This is a genomic window from Nonomuraea rosea, from assembly GCF_039539705.1.
Lineage (GTDB): Bacteria > Actinomycetota > Actinomycetes > Streptosporangiales > Streptosporangiaceae > Nonomuraea > Nonomuraea rosea.
Map to the genome: position 1 here is coordinate 1 of NZ_BAABDQ010000061.1, position 14,738 is coordinate 14,738.

Annotated in this window: 17 protein-coding genes; 8 read left to right on the forward strand and 9 right to left on the reverse strand. The window is 68.6% G+C overall.

All coding sequences use genetic code 11. The features are described 5' to 3' along the window. The 3 genes from ABEA43_RS62640 to ABEA43_RS62650 form a co-directional block, all read right to left on the reverse strand. Window positions 1-256: hypothetical protein (locus tag ABEA43_RS62640; protein WP_345567242.1), on the reverse strand; the 256-nt coding region annotated here is incomplete at its 3' end. Window positions 257-977: 721 nt separating this feature from the next. Next, a complete protein-coding gene (locus tag ABEA43_RS62645) occupies window positions 978-1,802 on the reverse strand; it encodes a hypothetical protein (protein WP_345578679.1) in 825 nt (274 codons plus the stop codon). Between the two features lie 57 nt (window positions 1,803-1,859). Continuing rightward, on the reverse strand, window positions 1,860-2,582 hold the full coding sequence (locus ABEA43_RS62650; RefSeq protein WP_345578682.1) for a hypothetical protein: 723 nt from the start codon (window positions 2,580-2,582) through the stop codon (window positions 1,860-1,862). A 306-nt stretch (window positions 2,583-2,888) separates the two neighbouring features. On the opposite strand from ABEA43_RS62650, the gene ABEA43_RS62655 reads away from it, so the two are divergent. From ABEA43_RS62655 to ABEA43_RS62680, 6 genes are all read left to right on the forward strand, one after another. Further along, the gene (locus tag ABEA43_RS62655) at window positions 2,889-3,416 is read left to right on the forward strand and encodes a hypothetical protein (protein ID WP_345578685.1); all 528 of its coding nucleotides are present in this window, start codon (window positions 2,889-2,891) and stop codon (window positions 3,414-3,416) included. Beyond that, the gene (locus tag ABEA43_RS62660; RefSeq protein ID WP_345578688.1) at window positions 3,413-4,483 is read left to right on the forward strand and encodes a peptidoglycan-binding protein; all 1,071 of its coding nucleotides are present in this window, start codon (window positions 3,413-3,415) and stop codon (window positions 4,481-4,483) included. The genes ABEA43_RS62655 and ABEA43_RS62660 overlap by 4 nt, the downstream gene beginning before the upstream one ends. Further along, a complete protein-coding gene (locus tag ABEA43_RS62665; RefSeq protein WP_345578691.1) occupies window positions 4,480-5,226 on the forward strand; it encodes an ABC transporter ATP-binding protein in 747 nt (248 codons plus the stop codon). Before ABEA43_RS62660 ends, ABEA43_RS62665 begins: the two co-directional genes overlap by 4 nt. Further along, window positions 5,223-6,419 carry an ABC transporter permease gene (locus ABEA43_RS62670; protein WP_345578694.1) on the forward strand — a complete coding sequence of 399 codons (1,197 nt, stop codon included), beginning with the start codon at window positions 5,223-5,225 and terminating at the stop codon, window positions 6,417-6,419. The genes ABEA43_RS62665 and ABEA43_RS62670 overlap by 4 nt, the downstream gene beginning before the upstream one ends. A 36-nt stretch (window positions 6,420-6,455) precedes the next feature. Then, on the forward strand, window positions 6,456-7,976 hold the full coding sequence (locus ABEA43_RS62675; RefSeq protein ID WP_345578697.1) for an alpha/beta fold hydrolase: 1,521 nt from the start codon (window positions 6,456-6,458) through the stop codon (window positions 7,974-7,976). 173 nt (window positions 7,977-8,149) lie between these two features. Beyond that, a complete protein-coding gene (locus tag ABEA43_RS62680; RefSeq protein ID WP_345578700.1) occupies window positions 8,150-8,668 on the forward strand; it encodes a MerR family transcriptional regulator in 519 nt (172 codons plus the stop codon). Window positions 8,669-8,791: 123 nt separating this feature from the next. Here the strand turns inward: ABEA43_RS62680 and ABEA43_RS62685 are convergent, their stop codons facing one another. The 5 genes from ABEA43_RS62685 to ABEA43_RS62705 form a co-directional block, all read right to left on the reverse strand. Further along, window positions 8,792-9,373, reverse strand: coding sequence for an FAD-dependent monooxygenase (locus ABEA43_RS62685; protein ID WP_345578862.1), 582 nt, complete (start codon window positions 9,371-9,373; stop codon window positions 8,792-8,794). 154 nt (window positions 9,374-9,527) lie between these two features. After that, window positions 9,528-10,070 (reverse strand): cysteine hydrolase family protein, encoded by a 543-nt coding sequence (locus ABEA43_RS62690; protein WP_345578703.1) that lies wholly within the window; start codon window positions 10,068-10,070, stop codon window positions 9,528-9,530. Between the two features lie 519 nt (window positions 10,071-10,589). Next, a complete protein-coding gene (locus tag ABEA43_RS62695) occupies window positions 10,590-10,820 on the reverse strand; it encodes a hypothetical protein (protein WP_345578705.1) in 231 nt (76 codons plus the stop codon). Window positions 10,821-10,938: 118 nt separating this feature from the next. After that, a complete protein-coding gene (locus ABEA43_RS62700; RefSeq protein WP_345578865.1) occupies window positions 10,939-11,892 on the reverse strand; it encodes a TIGR03557 family F420-dependent LLM class oxidoreductase in 954 nt (317 codons plus the stop codon). 207 nt (window positions 11,893-12,099) lie between these two features. Then, window positions 12,100-12,420, reverse strand: a complete 321-nt coding sequence (locus tag ABEA43_RS62705) for an ArsR/SmtB family transcription factor (protein ID WP_345578708.1) — start codon at window positions 12,418-12,420, stop codon at window positions 12,100-12,102. Window positions 12,421-12,477: 57 nt separating this feature from the next. Between ABEA43_RS62705 and ABEA43_RS62710 the strand changes: the two genes are divergently transcribed. Continuing rightward, window positions 12,478-12,804 carry a putative quinol monooxygenase gene (locus ABEA43_RS62710; protein WP_148434218.1) on the forward strand — a complete coding sequence of 109 codons (327 nt, stop codon included), beginning with the start codon at window positions 12,478-12,480 and terminating at the stop codon, window positions 12,802-12,804. A gap of 263 nt (window positions 12,805-13,067) precedes the next feature. Here the strand turns inward: ABEA43_RS62710 and ABEA43_RS62715 are convergent, their stop codons facing one another. Beyond that, window positions 13,068-13,496: a hypothetical protein gene (locus ABEA43_RS62715; protein ID WP_345578714.1), complete on the reverse strand. Its 429-nt coding sequence runs from the start codon at window positions 13,494-13,496 to the stop codon at window positions 13,068-13,070. Window positions 13,497-13,806: 310 nt separating this feature from the next. Between ABEA43_RS62715 and ABEA43_RS62720 the strand changes: the two genes are divergently transcribed. Beyond that, window positions 13,807-14,607: a helix-turn-helix domain-containing protein gene (locus tag ABEA43_RS62720; protein WP_345578717.1), complete on the forward strand. Its 801-nt coding sequence runs from the start codon at window positions 13,807-13,809 to the stop codon at window positions 14,605-14,607. The last annotated feature ends 131 nt before the right edge of the window (window positions 14,608-14,738 follow it).

The following is a 14,738-nucleotide window of genomic DNA, read 5'->3' on the forward strand; positions in this document are numbered from 1 at the left end:
TCAGATTGTCGCCGTAGATGATGACCTTCTGCGCCAGGAAGTGCGTGAAGGAGATGACGCTGCCGTCCTTGTACTCCAGCCGCAACGGCTTGGCCGAGCTCATGCCCGTCGTGTGGTCCTTGAGCTTACCCGGATAGGCCCCCAGGCCCAGACCGCCCGCGTTGGCGGGCGTGTGCTGGTAGCCGGTGTTGGAGAAGTCCGGCCACAGACCCGAACCGTCATTGGGCCGCGCGTGCAGCCGCGCAGTCGCCGTCACCGCGGTCTGGCTGGGTGTCGCCGAAGCCGACGCCGTGGAGCTGGGACTCTTGGTCGGCGTGGCGGTGGGAGTCGCCGTGGGGCTCTTGGTCGGCGTGGCGGCCGGGGTTGCCGTGGGAGTCCTGGTCGGCGTGGTAGATGCGGTGGGAGTCTTGGTCGGCGTAGCAGATGCGGTGGGCTTCTTCGAGGGGGTGGGCCTCGGCTTGTGCTTGCGCTTGCGGCTGCGCGTAGGCGTGGGAGTGGCGGCGGCCTGCTGAACCGTCTCAGAGCCGGCGGCCAACCGGACATTCGACTCCGCAAGGCCCCGTTCCGGGCTTGCGGCGACGACAAGGACAGAAGCGACAAGGGCCGCGGCTGCTGATACAGCGCCGACAAATCGGCGTCTACTGGCTAAGTGATGTCGTGCCATAGTTCTTCCTTTAGTCGAAACGGAGAATGGTAAAACGGCGAAGTGGACCCGCTCACGCCGCCGGATCTCCGAGAGCGGAAGACACCCCGGAGACAGGCCACGCCTCCTGCGCGGGCCGCACGATCGGGAAGCGTAGTGTATGTGTCATCCGTAATCTGGCGAATCGGTCATCTGAATTATCTTTTCCGGCGAGAAGACACGGCCAAAGGTCGTCTCTACAGGAAGCAAATCCAATTGCGTGATGAGCGGGTCACCTCTTAGTGACCTCAGGTCATTAATATTGGCTCAAGGTCAGTATGTCAACTGCGCGCGCTCAGTCCTGCAGAAGCTTCACCTGCCAGCCCCACTTGAGGCCGCCGAAGACGTGGACGACGGCCTTTCCGGCCGCGTTCCTGGTTCCGGTGTCCTGTACGAGAAACGTCTCGGCCAGGAACTGCACCGTGGCCTCAGGCCTTCCGACGCCCACTGAGGGCGCGTCGTAGAAGCTGCAGACGTTCTGACCGTTGACCGAGGTCAGGCCGCCGGCGAGATAGAACGGGTTGGCGCGCCAGAGGTTGTCGAGCGGTGGGCCCAGCGACTTGACGACCTGGATCCACTGCAGCTTGTCGGTGGCGGCCGGATCTTGCTTGCGGGGGTCGGGGCGGTAGACGACGTGCAGGTCGGCGCCGCAGTCCAGAGCGGCTGCGTTTCCCGCCGGTCTGCTGGTGTACACGCTGTGCGACTGGATGCGGAACTCCTCACGGCCACGGAGACCACCCGCGTAGGTGAAGGTGTAGTGGGCTCCGAACGCCTCGGCGAGATGCCGCTGGAAATCGACGGCCGGATCTGCCGGAGCGTCTTGGTAGACCAGGTGGGGATCATCGCTGGATGGGCTGATCGGGAGCAGGGCGACACGATAGGGCTTGCCGTTGTGCTCGAAGTCCTTGGAGGTGACGTGTCCGCCGACCGTGGAGCCCTGGTACCACCCGTGTGGCCGGCTGGGCTGATAATCCCGCACGACGTGCGTCCGTGACACGGCCGCGGCGGGCGTGGTCGCGCCGGCGAGCGTGGACAGGCCCAGGAGGCTGCCGCCTCCCAGCACGGACCTTCGTGACGGGCGCAGCGGATCGGCGGCATGGTGGAGCTGGGTCGAACGCATGGAGCCGGCAACCTCACGATCGTCGTGGCGGGTGAGTTGGTTCATGGTTGTGGGTTCTCAGTTGCCGGCCGCGCGCGATGTCAGCTGCCAGCCGTATTTGATGCCGCCGAAGACGTTGACGACGGCCTTTCCGGCCGCGTCCTTGGTCCCGGTGTCCTGCACGAGGAACGTCTCGGCCAGGAACTGGACGTCCGACGGGGCGGACGTCTGTTCCGGCAGGACGCCGTAGGCGAAGTTGACCACCTGATCGCCGTAGACCGAGGTGCGTCCGCCGTACTTGTAGAAGGGGTTGGGGCGTCCGGCGTTGTCGACCTGGGCGGCGGAGGGTCCGCCGGCCACGATCCGCTTGCCGACCTGGATCCATCGCATGGTGCCGCGGCTGGGGGGCGGGTCGCAGACGACGTACAGATCGGCGCCGTAACTCAGGTCGGGCGAGCCGTCCTGGTAGGCGTACACGCTGTACGACTGGACCTCGAACGCGTGCCTGGCCCGGGAACCGCCCACGTAGGTGAACGAATAGCGGGCGCCGAACGCCTTGGCGAGAGTTCTTTTGAAGTCGATGGCGGGGTCCGCTGGTACGTCCTGGTAGAGCGGTTGCGGCGACCCGCCCGCCTCGCCGAGCGGTAGCAGGCCGATGCGGTAGGACCTTGCGTTGAAGGTGAAGTCCTTGGCCGCGGTGTGCCCGCCGACGGTCGCGCCGACCTCCTGCCCCGGCCGCGCGGGCCAGCCATGGGGCTGACTGTTCCGGTACGTCAGGAGGAGGCGGGTGGATGAGGTCACGGTGCATGCCTTCCGTTGTCGCGTCGTTCGCCCTACTTCTTCACTTGGGCGAAGCACCGGGAGGCGTTTCAGGATCCGGTCCGGGGCTTCGCCGCGAACAGGCCGGACGGGCAGAAACGTCGTCGTGATGCGCGCTGGAAACGCTTTTGGCTGCCCGGCCCAAGTAGGGGTGTGAGGAGCGGACGGCGAAGGGAACGAGGCGCGACGGCGCTGACCCTTCCCACCGGCACAAGCGGCGACGGGTCGCCCGGCTGCAGCCCGGCGGGATCTGCCGACCATCACGATGCGAACCCAGACAGGAGAAGTATGAAGATCAGCTTGATGCTGGCCGTGCCGCTGATGGCTGTGGCGTTGACCGCGTGTGGCGCCACAGCCGAGGACGGCGGGGTGGCCGGCGCGAGCGGCAACACAGCCACGTCATCGGCACCGGCGTCGTCCGCGGCCTCGGCACCGGCCGATCAGCGGGAGGCGGCGCTCAAGTTCGCCCAGTGCATGCGCGAGCACGGCGTCGACATGCCCGACCCCGAGCCCGGCGGCCCCATCGCGATCCAGGAACGCGCCGGCGACGGCGAGAAGGCCAAGAAGGCGCAGGAGGCATGCAAGCAGTTCCTGCAGGCCGCCGTGGGCGAGCAGGGCAAGGGCATCGACCCCGGTGAACGCGACATGCTGGTCAAGCTCGCCCAGTGCATGCGCCAGCACGGCATCGACATGCCCGACCCCGGCGCGGACGGGAAGGTCGAGATCAACGTCCCGGCGGGGACGCCCGAGGAGAAGGTCAAGCAGGCTCACGAGGCGTGCAAGGAGTTCTCCGCCGATCTGCCGCTCAAGCCGTGAGGAAGGCATGGGCGTTCGGCGGCGGTGTCGTGCTGGCGGCGGCGGTCGCCTGGACGGCGGTGACCCTGTCCGGCGGCGGTGACGAGGCCGGGACGACGCCGTCCGGCGCCCAGGCCGTTCCCGCCACGGCGACGATCACCCGGCAGGACCTGGTGGACGCGAAGACCGTGGACGGCGCTCTCACCTACTCCGGCTCGCACCAGGTGACGGGCGCCATCGCCGGCACCGTCACCTGGGTGGCGGCCGAGGGCGCGATGATCCGCCGCGGCCGGCCGCTGCTCAAGGTGGACCGCAAGCCGCTGGTGCTGATGTACGGCGGGCTGCCGCTGTATCGCGAGCTGAGCCAAGGGGCCGGCAACGGTCCCGACATCGAGCAGTTGGAACGCAACCTGCGTGCCCTCGGCTACGGCGACTCGCTGACCGTGGACGAGCGTTTCAGCTACGCCACCTACCTGGCCGTCCGGCAATGGCAGGACGATCTCGGCCTGACCAGGACGGGACGGGTGGACGCGGCCCAGGTGGTGTTCCTGCCCGCCGCGGTCCGCGTGACCGAGGCGAAGATCGAGGTCGGCGGGCGTACCGGGCCGGGACAGCACCTGCTCACGGTCAGCGGCGTACGGCGCCTGGTGCACGTGGACCTCGACACCGACGATCAGGCCCTGGCCAAGAAGGAGGCGGAGGTCACCGTCAAACTGCCGGGCGGGGAGCAGATCACCGGGAAGATCACCACGGTCGGCACGGTGGCCCGGTCGACGCAGCCGGCGCAGGGACAGGACAGCGGCAGGACCACGATCGACGTCGACATCACCCTGGACAAGACGCCCCGGACGAAACTCGACCAGGCCCCCGTGGAGGTCGAGCTGGAAAGCGAACGCCGCAAGGACGTGCTGGCCGTACCGGTCGAGGCGTTGCTGGCGCTGCGCGAGGGCGGCTACGGCGTCGAGGTCGTCGAAGGCGCCGCCACCAGGATCGTAGCCGTGAAGGTCGGCGCGTTCGGCGGCGGCAAGGTGGAGATCAGCGGCACCGGCCTGGCCGAGGGCGTCAAGGTGGGAGTGCCCGCCCCATGAGCGTCGTCGAGTTGCGCGGCGTCTCCAAGGTGTACGCCGGGCCGGTCGAGGCGCTCGGCGGCGTGGACCTCACCGTCGAGCAGGGCGAGCTGCTGGCCATCGTGGGCCCGTCCGGCTCCGGCAAGTCCACCATGCTCCAGCTGATCGGCACCCTCGACCGGCCGACGTCGGGCAGCGTGCGCATCGCCGGATACGACGTGGCCGCGCTGCCGGACCGGGAGCTTTCGGCGCTGCGCGCCCGCCATCTGGGCTTCGTCTTCCAGCAGTTCCGCCTGGCCGCCGGCGTGAGCGCGCTGGACAACGTGGCCGACGGCCTGCTCTACACCGGCGTCCCCCGGCGCGAGCGGCGCGAACGCGCCGAAGCCGCCCTGAACCGGGTCGGTCTGGGCCACCGGCTGGAACACCGGCCGCAGCAGCTGTCGGGCGGCGAGCAGCAACGGGTCGCGGTCGCCAGGGCCGTGGTGGGCGATCCGCCGCTGCTGCTGGCCGACGAGCCGACCGGCAACCTCGACTCCCACGCCGGGGCCGAGGTGCTGGGCGTCCTGCATGACCTGCACGCCGCCGGGACCACGATCGCGGTCATCACCCACGACGCCGACATCGCCGCATGGTGCCCACGGCAGGTACGGGTACGCGACGGGCGGATCACCGCCGACGACGGGCCCGGCCGGGGCCGCCGTCCTCGGGCCGAGACCCCGAACGGCCGCGGCCCCGTCGCGTCGAGACAAGGGAGCGGCGCGTGAGGCCCCCGAAACTGTCACCCGCCCGGCTCCACCTCGCCGATGTGCTGCGCGTCGGCGCGAGCGGGATGCGGGCGCGTCCCGCGCGGGTCGTCCTGTCGGCGCTCGGCATCGCCATCGGCATCGCGACCATGGTCGCGGTGATCGGCATCTCGTCGTCGTCGCAGGCGCAGCTGCTGCGCCGGCTCGACCGGCTCGGCACCAACCTGCTCACCGTCACGCCCGGCCGCACCTTGTTCGGGGAGCAGGCCAAGCTGCCTGCCACCGCGCTGGGCATGGTCAAGCGCATCGCGCCCGTCCGTACAGCCTCCGCCACCGGCACCGTCGAGGCGACCGTGCGGCGCACCGACCACGTGCCCGAGGCGGTGACCGGCGGCATCGCCGTCCAGGCGGCCAGCGCCGACCTGCTCACCACGCTGGAAGGCGCCGTCGCCAAGGGCACCTGGCTGAACGCCGCCACCGAGGCCAGGCCCGCCGTCGTGCTCGGCTCGGCGGCGGCCGAACGGCTCGGCCTGAGCAGGACCGGGATCCAGGTGTGGATGGGCAGCCGGTGGTTCACCGTCGTCGGCATCCTCAGGCCGATGGCGCTCGCCTCCGAGATCGAACGCTCGGTGCTCGTCGGGTTCCCCGCCGCCCAGGCCTACCTGGGGTTCGACGGCCACCCCACGACCATCTACGAACGCTCCGCCGAGGACGCGGTGGAGGCGGTCAGGGCGGTGCTGCCGCGTACCGTCAACCCGCGGAACCCGCAGGAGGTCGCCGTCAGCAGACCCTCCGACGCGCTGGCCGCACGCGTGGCGGCCGCCGACGCCTTCACCAGCCTGCTGCTCGGGCTCGGCGCGGTCGCGCTGCTGGTGGGCGGGGTCGGCGTGGCCAACACCATGGTGATCTCGGTGCTGGAACGCCGCAAGGAGATCGGGCTGCGCCGCTCGCTCGGCGCCACCCAGGGTCAGGTACGCGTCCAGTTCCTGACCGAATCCCTCCTGCTGTCCGCGCTCGGCGGGCTCACCGGCGCGCTCCTCGGAGCCCTGGCCACCGTCGGCTACGCGCTCACGAGGGACTGGCCGCCCGTCGTCCCGGCCTGGGCGCTCGGCGGTGCGATCGGCGCCACCCTCGTCGTCGGCAGCATCGCCGGGCTGTACCCCGCCATGCGCGCGGCCCGCCTGCCGCCGACGGCCGCCCTGGCCACCACCTGATCGCCGCCTCCCGTACATCACGAAAGGGATCGTTGAATGATGTCTCTCATCAGGACCGTGGTCGCGTCAACCGCGCTCGCGGCCCTGCTTCCGGCCTCTGCGGTCGCGCGGACGCCGGCTGCGGAGATCAGCTGGCATGCGTGCCCGGCTTTGCCCGACGACGTGCTCAAGGCTCGCGGGGTCGTCGCCGATCGGATGCCGCAGCTCCGCACCCTGCTGGCCCGGATGGAATGCGGAAAGGTCAACGTCCCCCTGGACTACCGTGCTCCACACGGCCGGCGGATCACCATCGCTCTGACCCGGCTCAAGGCAACCGGCTCGGCGAACCGGCTGGGCAGCTTGGCGCTCAATCCCGGAGGGCCGGGTGGCAGCGGATATCTGATGCCGGTCGAGGTCGTCATGATGAGCGAGCAGAACGCCCGGTTGAACGACCGCTACGACCTCATCGGCTTCGACCCCCGCGGCGTCGGCCACAGCACCAAGGCCGCCTGCCCACCCGCCGCCGGCGGACCGCCCGCACCGGGCCCGCTCACCAGGCAGGCGGCCAAGGCCGTCTACGCGAGCGAGAAAGCCGCCAACGCCGCCTGCGGACGCTCCGACCCGGACTTCCTCGGCACGCTCACCACCCTGAACGCGGCCCGCGATCTCGACCGCATCCGCGCGGCACTGGGCGAGGACAAGCTGAGCTTCCTCGGCGTGTCCTGGGGCACCTGGCTCGGCGCCGTCTACCGCGGCACCTATCCGAACCGGGTGCACCGCATGTTCCTCGACAGCGTGGCCCTGCCCCGCTTCCGCCTGGACGACTTCGAGGACGGCCGCGCCGACGCGACCGAGCGAGGCTTCTCCCGCCTGGCGGCCTGGATCGCCCGCCGCCATGACACCTACGGCTTCGGCGGCACCGCCAAGCAGGTCACGGCCGCGGTGGTCAAGCTCGGCCGCGCTTATGACGACCGCCCCCGCCGCTACACCGACGTGCCCGCCGTCGCTGACGGCGCGCTGGTCGCCATGCTGGCCGGACGCGGCTCGCCCGACTGGCCCAAGGTGGCCAAGGCCCTGAGCGAGCTGCGCGACGCCACCGGCACCACCGTGCCGCCCGCCGTCAAGGAGATGCTCGGCGGCCCGCCGCCCGCCATGCCACCGGGCGCGCCGGAGCAGATGAACGCGACCGCGAGCCAGGCGTTCTTCTGCGACGAAGACGCCAGCCGGCTCGGCTTCGACGCCGCCTGGACCGCCTACCAGCGCCGCTTGGAGCGCAACCCGGTGACCGGCCGGGCACAGCGCTTCTCCGCCGGATGCGCCGGCTGGCCGCTCCCCGTCCAGAAGATCGAGGTGAACCGGGTCGCGGGGTCGCTGGTGCTGTCCGGCCACCGCCACGAATCCATCTCCCCCTACGCATGGACGACGGACATGCGCAGAACCATCGGCGGAACCCTGTTCACCGTCGAAGACGACATGCACGGCTCCGCCATCCGGGAACCGGATTGCGCCGCCGAGCTGGTGTCGTACTTCCTCACCGGCCGGATCGGCCGAGGCTGCCAGGGGGTGGCGACACCGTAGCGGCAGTGAATGCCCGACGCGAGCGCCGCAGACATAGGCGGCCCTCGACCCCGAACCGGGCCAGACCGGCACCGATCCAGGTCAACCCGCGCCCAGCCTCCCTTTTGCCCGGCGAGCTCCCACATGCGTCGTCACTGGCTGGGTGTCAGCGGCTATTAGCTAAAGTCGGCTTCATGTCTGGAACGGAGCCGGTGACCTTCTCGATCGGCGAGGTGGCCAAGCGCTTCGGCGTGGAGGTGTCCACGCTGCGGTGGTGGGAGAAGTGCGGCCTGCTGGTGCCCAGCGGCCGGGAGTCCGGCCGGCGGCGTTACGACGCGGCGGACATCCGGCGGGTCGCGCTGATTCAGCTGTTGCAGGAGACGGCTCTGATGAGCCTCGATGAGATCCGGATGGTGCTGAGCGGCGGCCGCCACTCGGGTGGGTGGCGGCAGGCCGTCCAGGCGCGGCTGACCGCATGCGAGGAGCAGCAGGTTCGGCTGCGATCGGCGCAGGCGTACCTGTCTCACGCGTTGAATTGCCGACGTGATGACCCCGTCGACGGGTGTCCCCACCTGGCCGGGGAGATCGACGGCTACGTGGCGGCGCTCGGCGATCGCGACGGTGACCGAACGCTTCGGGCGCAGCATCGCTCCCGGCGACGCTCCGAAGTACTGGCCGAGACGACTGCTGACCGGCGGCGGGAACCCCGGTAGTCATTGCCGGGCGGTGCCATGAACGGTCCGAGGGCCAGCCCGGTGAACGCTGGCCGGCCGGAACGTGCGGATCGGTGGCGGAGGTGTCATGACGTCCTCGCGGCGATGGAAACGGGCTTCACGTCAAGCGCCTGCCGCCAGCGCACGGTCGGCGTCGTAGCCGTAGAGCCAGTCGAACTTGCTGAGGCTGTACCGGCGCAGGATCACGTCGCGGGCGCGCTGTTTGAAGCCGTTCGGCAACTGGAAGAGATCGCCGTTGCGGATGGATCGTTGCTGGACGGTGGCGGTGCGGGCGTGACGGGCTTTCTCATAGCTGCGGAGCGCGTCCGGTGCCGTCGATCTGGTCGCGCCTTCGAGACTGCGGCCCAGGACCCAGGCGTCCTCGATCGCCTGGGCGGCGCCCTGGGCGAAAAAGGGCAGCATGGGGTGCGCGGCGTCGCCGAGCACGGTGACGCGTCCCGATCCGGCGTCCTTGAGCGGCGGCCGGTCGAACAGGGGCAGGCGCAGCGTTGTCGTCGCGGCCGAGACGATCGTGTGGATGTCGGGGTCCCAGCCGGCCAGCGCGGCGGCGAACTCCTCGGCCGGGCCCTGGCGTGTCCACGATTCGGTGTCGGCGATGTCGGCGGGCAGCGCCGCGGCGAGGCTGAGCAGGCGTCCAGCCGAGACCGGGTAGGAGACCAGATGCTTGCCCGGCCCGAGCCACATCCGCACCGTGGGCGGCTCGGCCAGGTGTGCGACGGCTTCGGCGGGTACCAGGACCCGCCAGGACGCCTTGCCGGAGAAACGCGGAGTGCCGAAAACCGAGCATCAGCAGCCAGGAAAGACGCGCCGGCGCGGAGGCACCGGGGTCATACGTCGCTCAACGATCGAAGCAGTCGGCTGACGTGGTGAGGCGGGCAGACATGTTGCGCTCCATCATGCACAGTGCCGCCTGGCCAAGGTCCTCATGGATGGCCGCCACACAGTCGGGTGGCACGATCAAAGCGTAGTGCCGCACGTACGCGTCCAAAGCGCTGTACAGCACGCACTGCTCTGTCACTTGTCCGGTCAGCACGACCGTCTCCACCTGCGCACGAGACAGCAGGTATTCCAGGGCGGTACCGAAAAACGCGCTGTGGCGAACCTTGGGCAGGAAGGCGCACCCGGGCGGCGGCAGGATCGGCTCGACCAGATCCGGCCGCCTGCCGTTCAGCGCCCGCGCCTCGATCCCGTGCCGGTCGGTGGCGAAGTCGCCGTAGTTGTCGTTGACGTACACCAGCTCGACATCGTCACGCTCACGGGCGCGCGCGACCAGTCGCGCCAGCGGTTCGGTGATCGCTGCCACCCGCTCGCCGAGTTGCTCGGCGTCCTGGTGGTCGTACGGATTGAGCATGTCGATGACGACCAGCGCGGATCTTGCCATAGCCTCTGTCATCTCCAGAGACCTGCCCGTTTATCCCGGCACGAGGCAGGCGACTGGGCCCATGTCCGGATTGTTCTGCACCGGGCGTGCCACCGCACCTGGGAGCAGTGCCGTCGTCACGATGACCAGCGAAGCCAGACGGCATTTTCGTCACCGTACCTGGGCCGGCACAGATCCTGGCGGCAGTCTTTCGACCTGCAAGAAAGTGGTCAGGCGGAGCTCATCCGGCCGGGGCCGCGTGGCATGGAAGGATGCCCCTGATCGCGTCCTTGACGTGGGCGGGATACCGCCGTTCCGTCATGGCGCGGCCTCGAAGCTCGGCGTGTCCCGCGTAGGCTGCGCGGTGGTGAGACGGACGAGGAAGCCCCTCCCCCACCACATGGTCATTCGGTGCTTCTCGAATCAGGATCTTGCTGTTGGCCCGGTCAGTGCCGTTGGGCCCACAGCAACCGTTGACAGAGCTTGCCAGGCCGCCTTCTTTGCAATGCCGCACGGCACCCACCGGACCACGTACGAGCGTCAACTGCTGAGGCGCTTCTTGAGAAGCTCCTTCGCCTGGTCGGCTCCCTTACGGCTTTCTCCCTGCGCGCGCCGGAAGAAGTCCGCGAGCTCCCGGTCCCCCTCACGCTCGGCGTCTTGCGCGTAAGTCTCCAGACGCAGCACGTTGCTCAAGCAGGTTTCGGTGAACCAGAGGATGTTGTAATCCTTGTCTTTGGTTCCGGTGACCCGGCCTGTCTCTTCAGCAGACATGAGTCCTCCTGTTGTCGGGTGGGCGTCGCCTACCCGCACAGGCACCGGCGAATCTGGCTACCTTCCGCAAATGGCGTCAGCGAATTCGAGATCAGAATGTCCGTGGTCGCGAACCAGGTCAACGAACGAGGGGAAGGACCTGTTCGGCGTAGAAGTCGAAGAACGCGTCCTGCTCCGGACCGATCTGGCACACGTAGATTTCGTCGAAACCCGCCTCCACATATTCCCGAAGCGCGCGAGCGTGTACCTCCGGATCGGGACCGCACGGCACTGAACGGGTCGCCTCCTCCTCGCTCACCATCCCGGCGAGCTGCTCGAAGTGCCGGGGCAGCGGCAGCAGCTGGGAAGCCTCCCCCTGGATGCCCTCGGTGGGCCAGATGCGGTGGGCGGTTTTGCGGGCGGTCGCCTCGTCGGAGGCGTAACACACCTTGATCCCGCCTTGCACGACCTTGCCCTGGCCGCCCGATTCGTGAAACGCGCGCACCAGGTCAGCAGCCGGTCCAGTACAGATGTAGCCGTCACCGATCTGTCCGGCAAGCGCCACCGCCTTCTCGCCGAAGCCGGAGATGTAGATCGGTGGCGGCTCCTCAGGCAGCGTGTAGAGCCGCGCGGTGTCCACCTCGTAGTGCTCGCCCCGGTGGGTCACCAGCTCGCCGGTCCACAACCTGCGCATCACGCCGACGGCTTCCTCCAGCATCTCGCGCCGCTGTTCGGCCGACGGCCAGCGCGCCCCGACGATGTGCTCGTTCAGCGCCTCTCCCGTGCCCACACCCAGCCGGAATCCCCCGCGCGACATAACGGCCGCGGTCGCCGCCGCCTGCGCGACGATGGCCGGATGGATCCTGACCAGCGGACAGGTCACCGCCGTGGTGATGGGCAGCCTGATCGCCTCCGCCAGCGCTCCGATCACCGTCCAGACAAAGGCGCTCTGCCCCTGCTCGTCCGTCCACGGATGGTAGTGATCAGAGATCCACAGTCCCTCGAAGCCCGCCTGCTCGGCCAACTTGGCCTGGCGAACCAGCTCATCCGGGCCGTGCTCCTCACACGCCAGGAAATATCCGAACCGGGCCATCATCTCCCCCTCCTCGTTTTCGGCGGCCCCTACCCTCGATCATGGGTTTCATCTGCCTAGCCTCAGAGGGCGCCCACGGCCACGCTGCCGGCCCATCTCAAGCGCTCTCTGACCTGTCCGTTCACACCCGCCACCAGCTCGACGTCGTCGCCGCCCAGCCTGCCCCTGACCTGTGAGAGCAACAGGACGGCCGGTGGTCCTGGTGGGCTAATCAGCCGCAGTGTTCCCGGCTCTGCCCGTCCTGCTGCCGGGCCCCAACTCCTCGGACAGGAGCTCCAACAGACCGGGCAGATGCTGCTCGATGTCCTGCCTGGGCAGCGAAACGGCGCTGCCGTTGCCGTGGTCACGCTGCGTGATCAGCCCCGCCTCACGCAGCACCCGGAAGTGATGCGTGCGCGCGGCCTTCTTCACCGGCAGGTCGAACGAGCCGCAGGCGCGCTCCTGGTCGTCGGGGTCGGCCGCGAGCTCGGCCACCACCCGGCGGCGGGAGTCGTCGGCCAGCGCGCGGAACACCTTGCCCAGATCCATGGCTTACTCCTAGGTACGATTTGCATCATACCTGACCGATGGCTAGCGTTGGCAGGTATGAAGATTGTCGTACCTGAAGGAGACGGGGCAGTCGGTATCTACGGCTTCGCCCGGCCGAAGCCCGAGCGCGCCGATGAGCTGGAACGGCTGCTGCTGTCATTCGTGGAGCCGACCAGAGCCGAGCCTGGCTCGATGCAGTACCAGGTCCACCGCGACGTGGCAGATCCCAGCACGTTCGTGTTCTACGAACTGTGGCGGTCGGCCGACGACCTGCGCGCGCACCTCGCGCGTCCCGAGCTCGCGCACTTCCAGCAGCACCGCATGGACTACCTACGAGAAGACCTGGAGATCCACTGGCTCACGCCTCTCAGCGTGACCCCCTGACTCCCGTTTCAGCGGCTCCACGCCGATATTCTGGACAGAGCGACCGACCTTGGCCAGGCGCGCCGCGCGGATCACCAGGCCCTATGAGGACGGCAACCCGCGACAGTTGAATAGACGACCCCACCGCTGTCGACCCCGAGAAACCCACCGAAGGCAATCCCGGCAGGGCGCCCTCGGCCCAAACCAATGGTCTTGGCAGAACCGCTCTCCGGAGGTCCCAGCCGGGGACCTCCGGAGACGTGGCTCTGGTGCAGGTGGTGGGCTCAGCTGATGACGCCGATCCGGTACCTGGACTCGCCGCTGCGGAATTCGTAGTTGCGGGTCACGTGCCCGCGGATGCGGATGCTGCCGAGGTTGTCGTTTGAATCGAGGTCATCGACCTCGATGAGCCTCTGCAGGCTGCCGACCTTGACGCACTTGTCCACCTCGACCCGCTGGTCCCGGGCGATCGACACATAGGGCGCGGTCACCGGCCAGATCTTCTTGCCTCTGCCATTCACGATCTTCACTTCGTCGCGGCCGTTTTCGCTGACCTCGAGGGCCCTGATGCCGTCGAGGAACACGCCCCTGCCACAGAGGCTGGCGGCGGCCTTGTCGGTTCCTGGTGCGGCCTGGGCGGTCGCCGGGCCCACGAGCGCCACGACGCTGATCGCCGCGGCGGCCAGACCCGCGAATGTGTGAAGTAGTCGCATTTCTTTTCCTTCCCCGAAGATGTCGCCGTTTGCTTTCTGCGGAGTTTCAGAATGCCGAACCGGGCAGCAAAGATCTGTTTCGGCCGTCGCGCTTCCGTTTACGGATCTTCCGGTTTATCGGATCATCGCCGTTCCTCCGCAATAGGAACGTTCGCAAGGTGCGAGGAGACCTTGCAAGTAATCGGGGCGAGATGGGATGGTGGGATGGGTTCCCAGCTGTAACCTGCGGTTATGCCGACCTGCTGGGACGCGGGTGGGATGCTGGGAAACGGGTCGACGCTCAGGCCGTGGAGTCGTTTGGGGTCACGTTGTGCAATCGCAGGAAACTGACCGGTTCGCCGCCCAGATCCGGGCGCTTAAAGATCGCGCCGGGATCAGCTTCGAAGAGCTGGCCAGGCGAACCGGAATCAGCAGTTCAAGCCTTCACCGCTACTGCTCCGGAGCCAAGATTCCCGCTGACTACGGCGTAGTTCACGCACTCGCCAAGGCCTGTGGCGCGAGAAACGACGAACTCCGGGAGCTGCATCGACAGTGGGCGCTCGCCGATGCCACACGATCATCAGTGTCACCCGGCGAACTGCCGGCGGCCGTTCCCGGCGATGACCAGAGCACGAGGTCACCCACGACTTCCTGGGGCGCACCCGAACCAGCGCGGCGGTCGCACCGTCGCAGGCTCACGATCGTGACGATCGTCTGTCTGATGACGATCACCGCAAGCGTGGTCGCCGTACTGAACGCCTACCGGCCTGACAGCTCGAAGGCCGGGAGCGACCCGCCGGCAAACGCCAGGGCCACCGCCCCCGTGCGGGTCTTCAACATCGAGGAACGCTGCCGAAAACGCAGTGACAGAGCCCCGGGCTGCAGCATCGGACTGGCGATCAACCCACGGCTCAACTACGACGCCCGCAACGTGGTGAACCACCGCGTCTGGCACAACGACGTACTGAACGCCGACTGCGTCCTTCACGACGGCGACGACGTCTTCGATGAAATCGGCACCAAAGGCACCCGCTGGTACCGAGTCCGCCTCGACGACGTACCCGGCGGCCACGCCTGGCTGTCCGGCATCCGCACCCGCGACACTCCGGCGCTGCCGACATGCGCACCATGACGCAGCGTATCGGCGACGTGCTCGCCCAGCGGCCGCCCTGACCGGACGGCGTCCCGGCCTGCCGAACCAGCTCAGCCCCTTACGGGCCGGGTTGCCGCCGGGGACGACATGCGCTATCACGTACGGTGACA

Bases quoted from the DNA above. Each gene is read 5' to 3' on its own strand.
- ABEA43_RS62645 (WP_345578679.1), bottom strand. From the start codon at position 1,802: ATGCGTTCGACCCAGCTCCACCATGCCGCCGATCCGCTGCGCCCGTCA.
- ABEA43_RS62655 (WP_345578685.1), top strand. From the start codon at position 2,889: ATGAAGATCAGCTTGATGCTGGCCGTGCCGCTGATGGCTGTGGCGTTG.
- ABEA43_RS62665 (WP_345578691.1), top strand. From the start codon at position 4,480: ATGAGCGTCGTCGAGTTGCGCGGCGTCTCCAAGGTGTACGCCGGGCCG.
- ABEA43_RS62675 (WP_345578697.1), top strand. From the start codon at position 6,456: ATGATGTCTCTCATCAGGACCGTGGTCGCGTCAACCGCGCTCGCGGCC.
- ABEA43_RS62680 (WP_345578700.1), top strand. From the start codon at position 8,150: ATGTCTGGAACGGAGCCGGTGACCTTCTCGATCGGCGAGGTGGCCAAG.
- ABEA43_RS62685 (WP_345578862.1), bottom strand. From the start codon at position 9,373: ATGTGGCTCGGGCCGGGCAAGCATCTGGTCTCCTACCCGGTCTCGGCT.
- ABEA43_RS62690 (WP_345578703.1), bottom strand. From the start codon at position 10,070: ATGGCAAGATCCGCGCTGGTCGTCATCGACATGCTCAATCCGTACGAC.
- ABEA43_RS62695 (WP_345578705.1), bottom strand. From the start codon at position 10,820: ATGTCTGCTGAAGAGACAGGCCGGGTCACCGGAACCAAAGACAAGGAT.
- ABEA43_RS62700 (WP_345578865.1), bottom strand. From the start codon at position 11,892: ATGGCCCGGTTCGGATATTTCCTGGCGTGTGAGGAGCACGGCCCGGAT.
- ABEA43_RS62705 (WP_345578708.1), bottom strand. From the start codon at position 12,420: ATGGATCTGGGCAAGGTGTTCCGCGCGCTGGCCGACGACTCCCGCCGC.
- ABEA43_RS62710 (WP_148434218.1), top strand. From the start codon at position 12,478: ATGAAGATTGTCGTACCTGAAGGAGACGGGGCAGTCGGTATCTACGGC.
- ABEA43_RS62715 (WP_345578714.1), bottom strand. From the start codon at position 13,496: ATGCGACTACTTCACACATTCGCGGGTCTGGCCGCCGCGGCGATCAGC.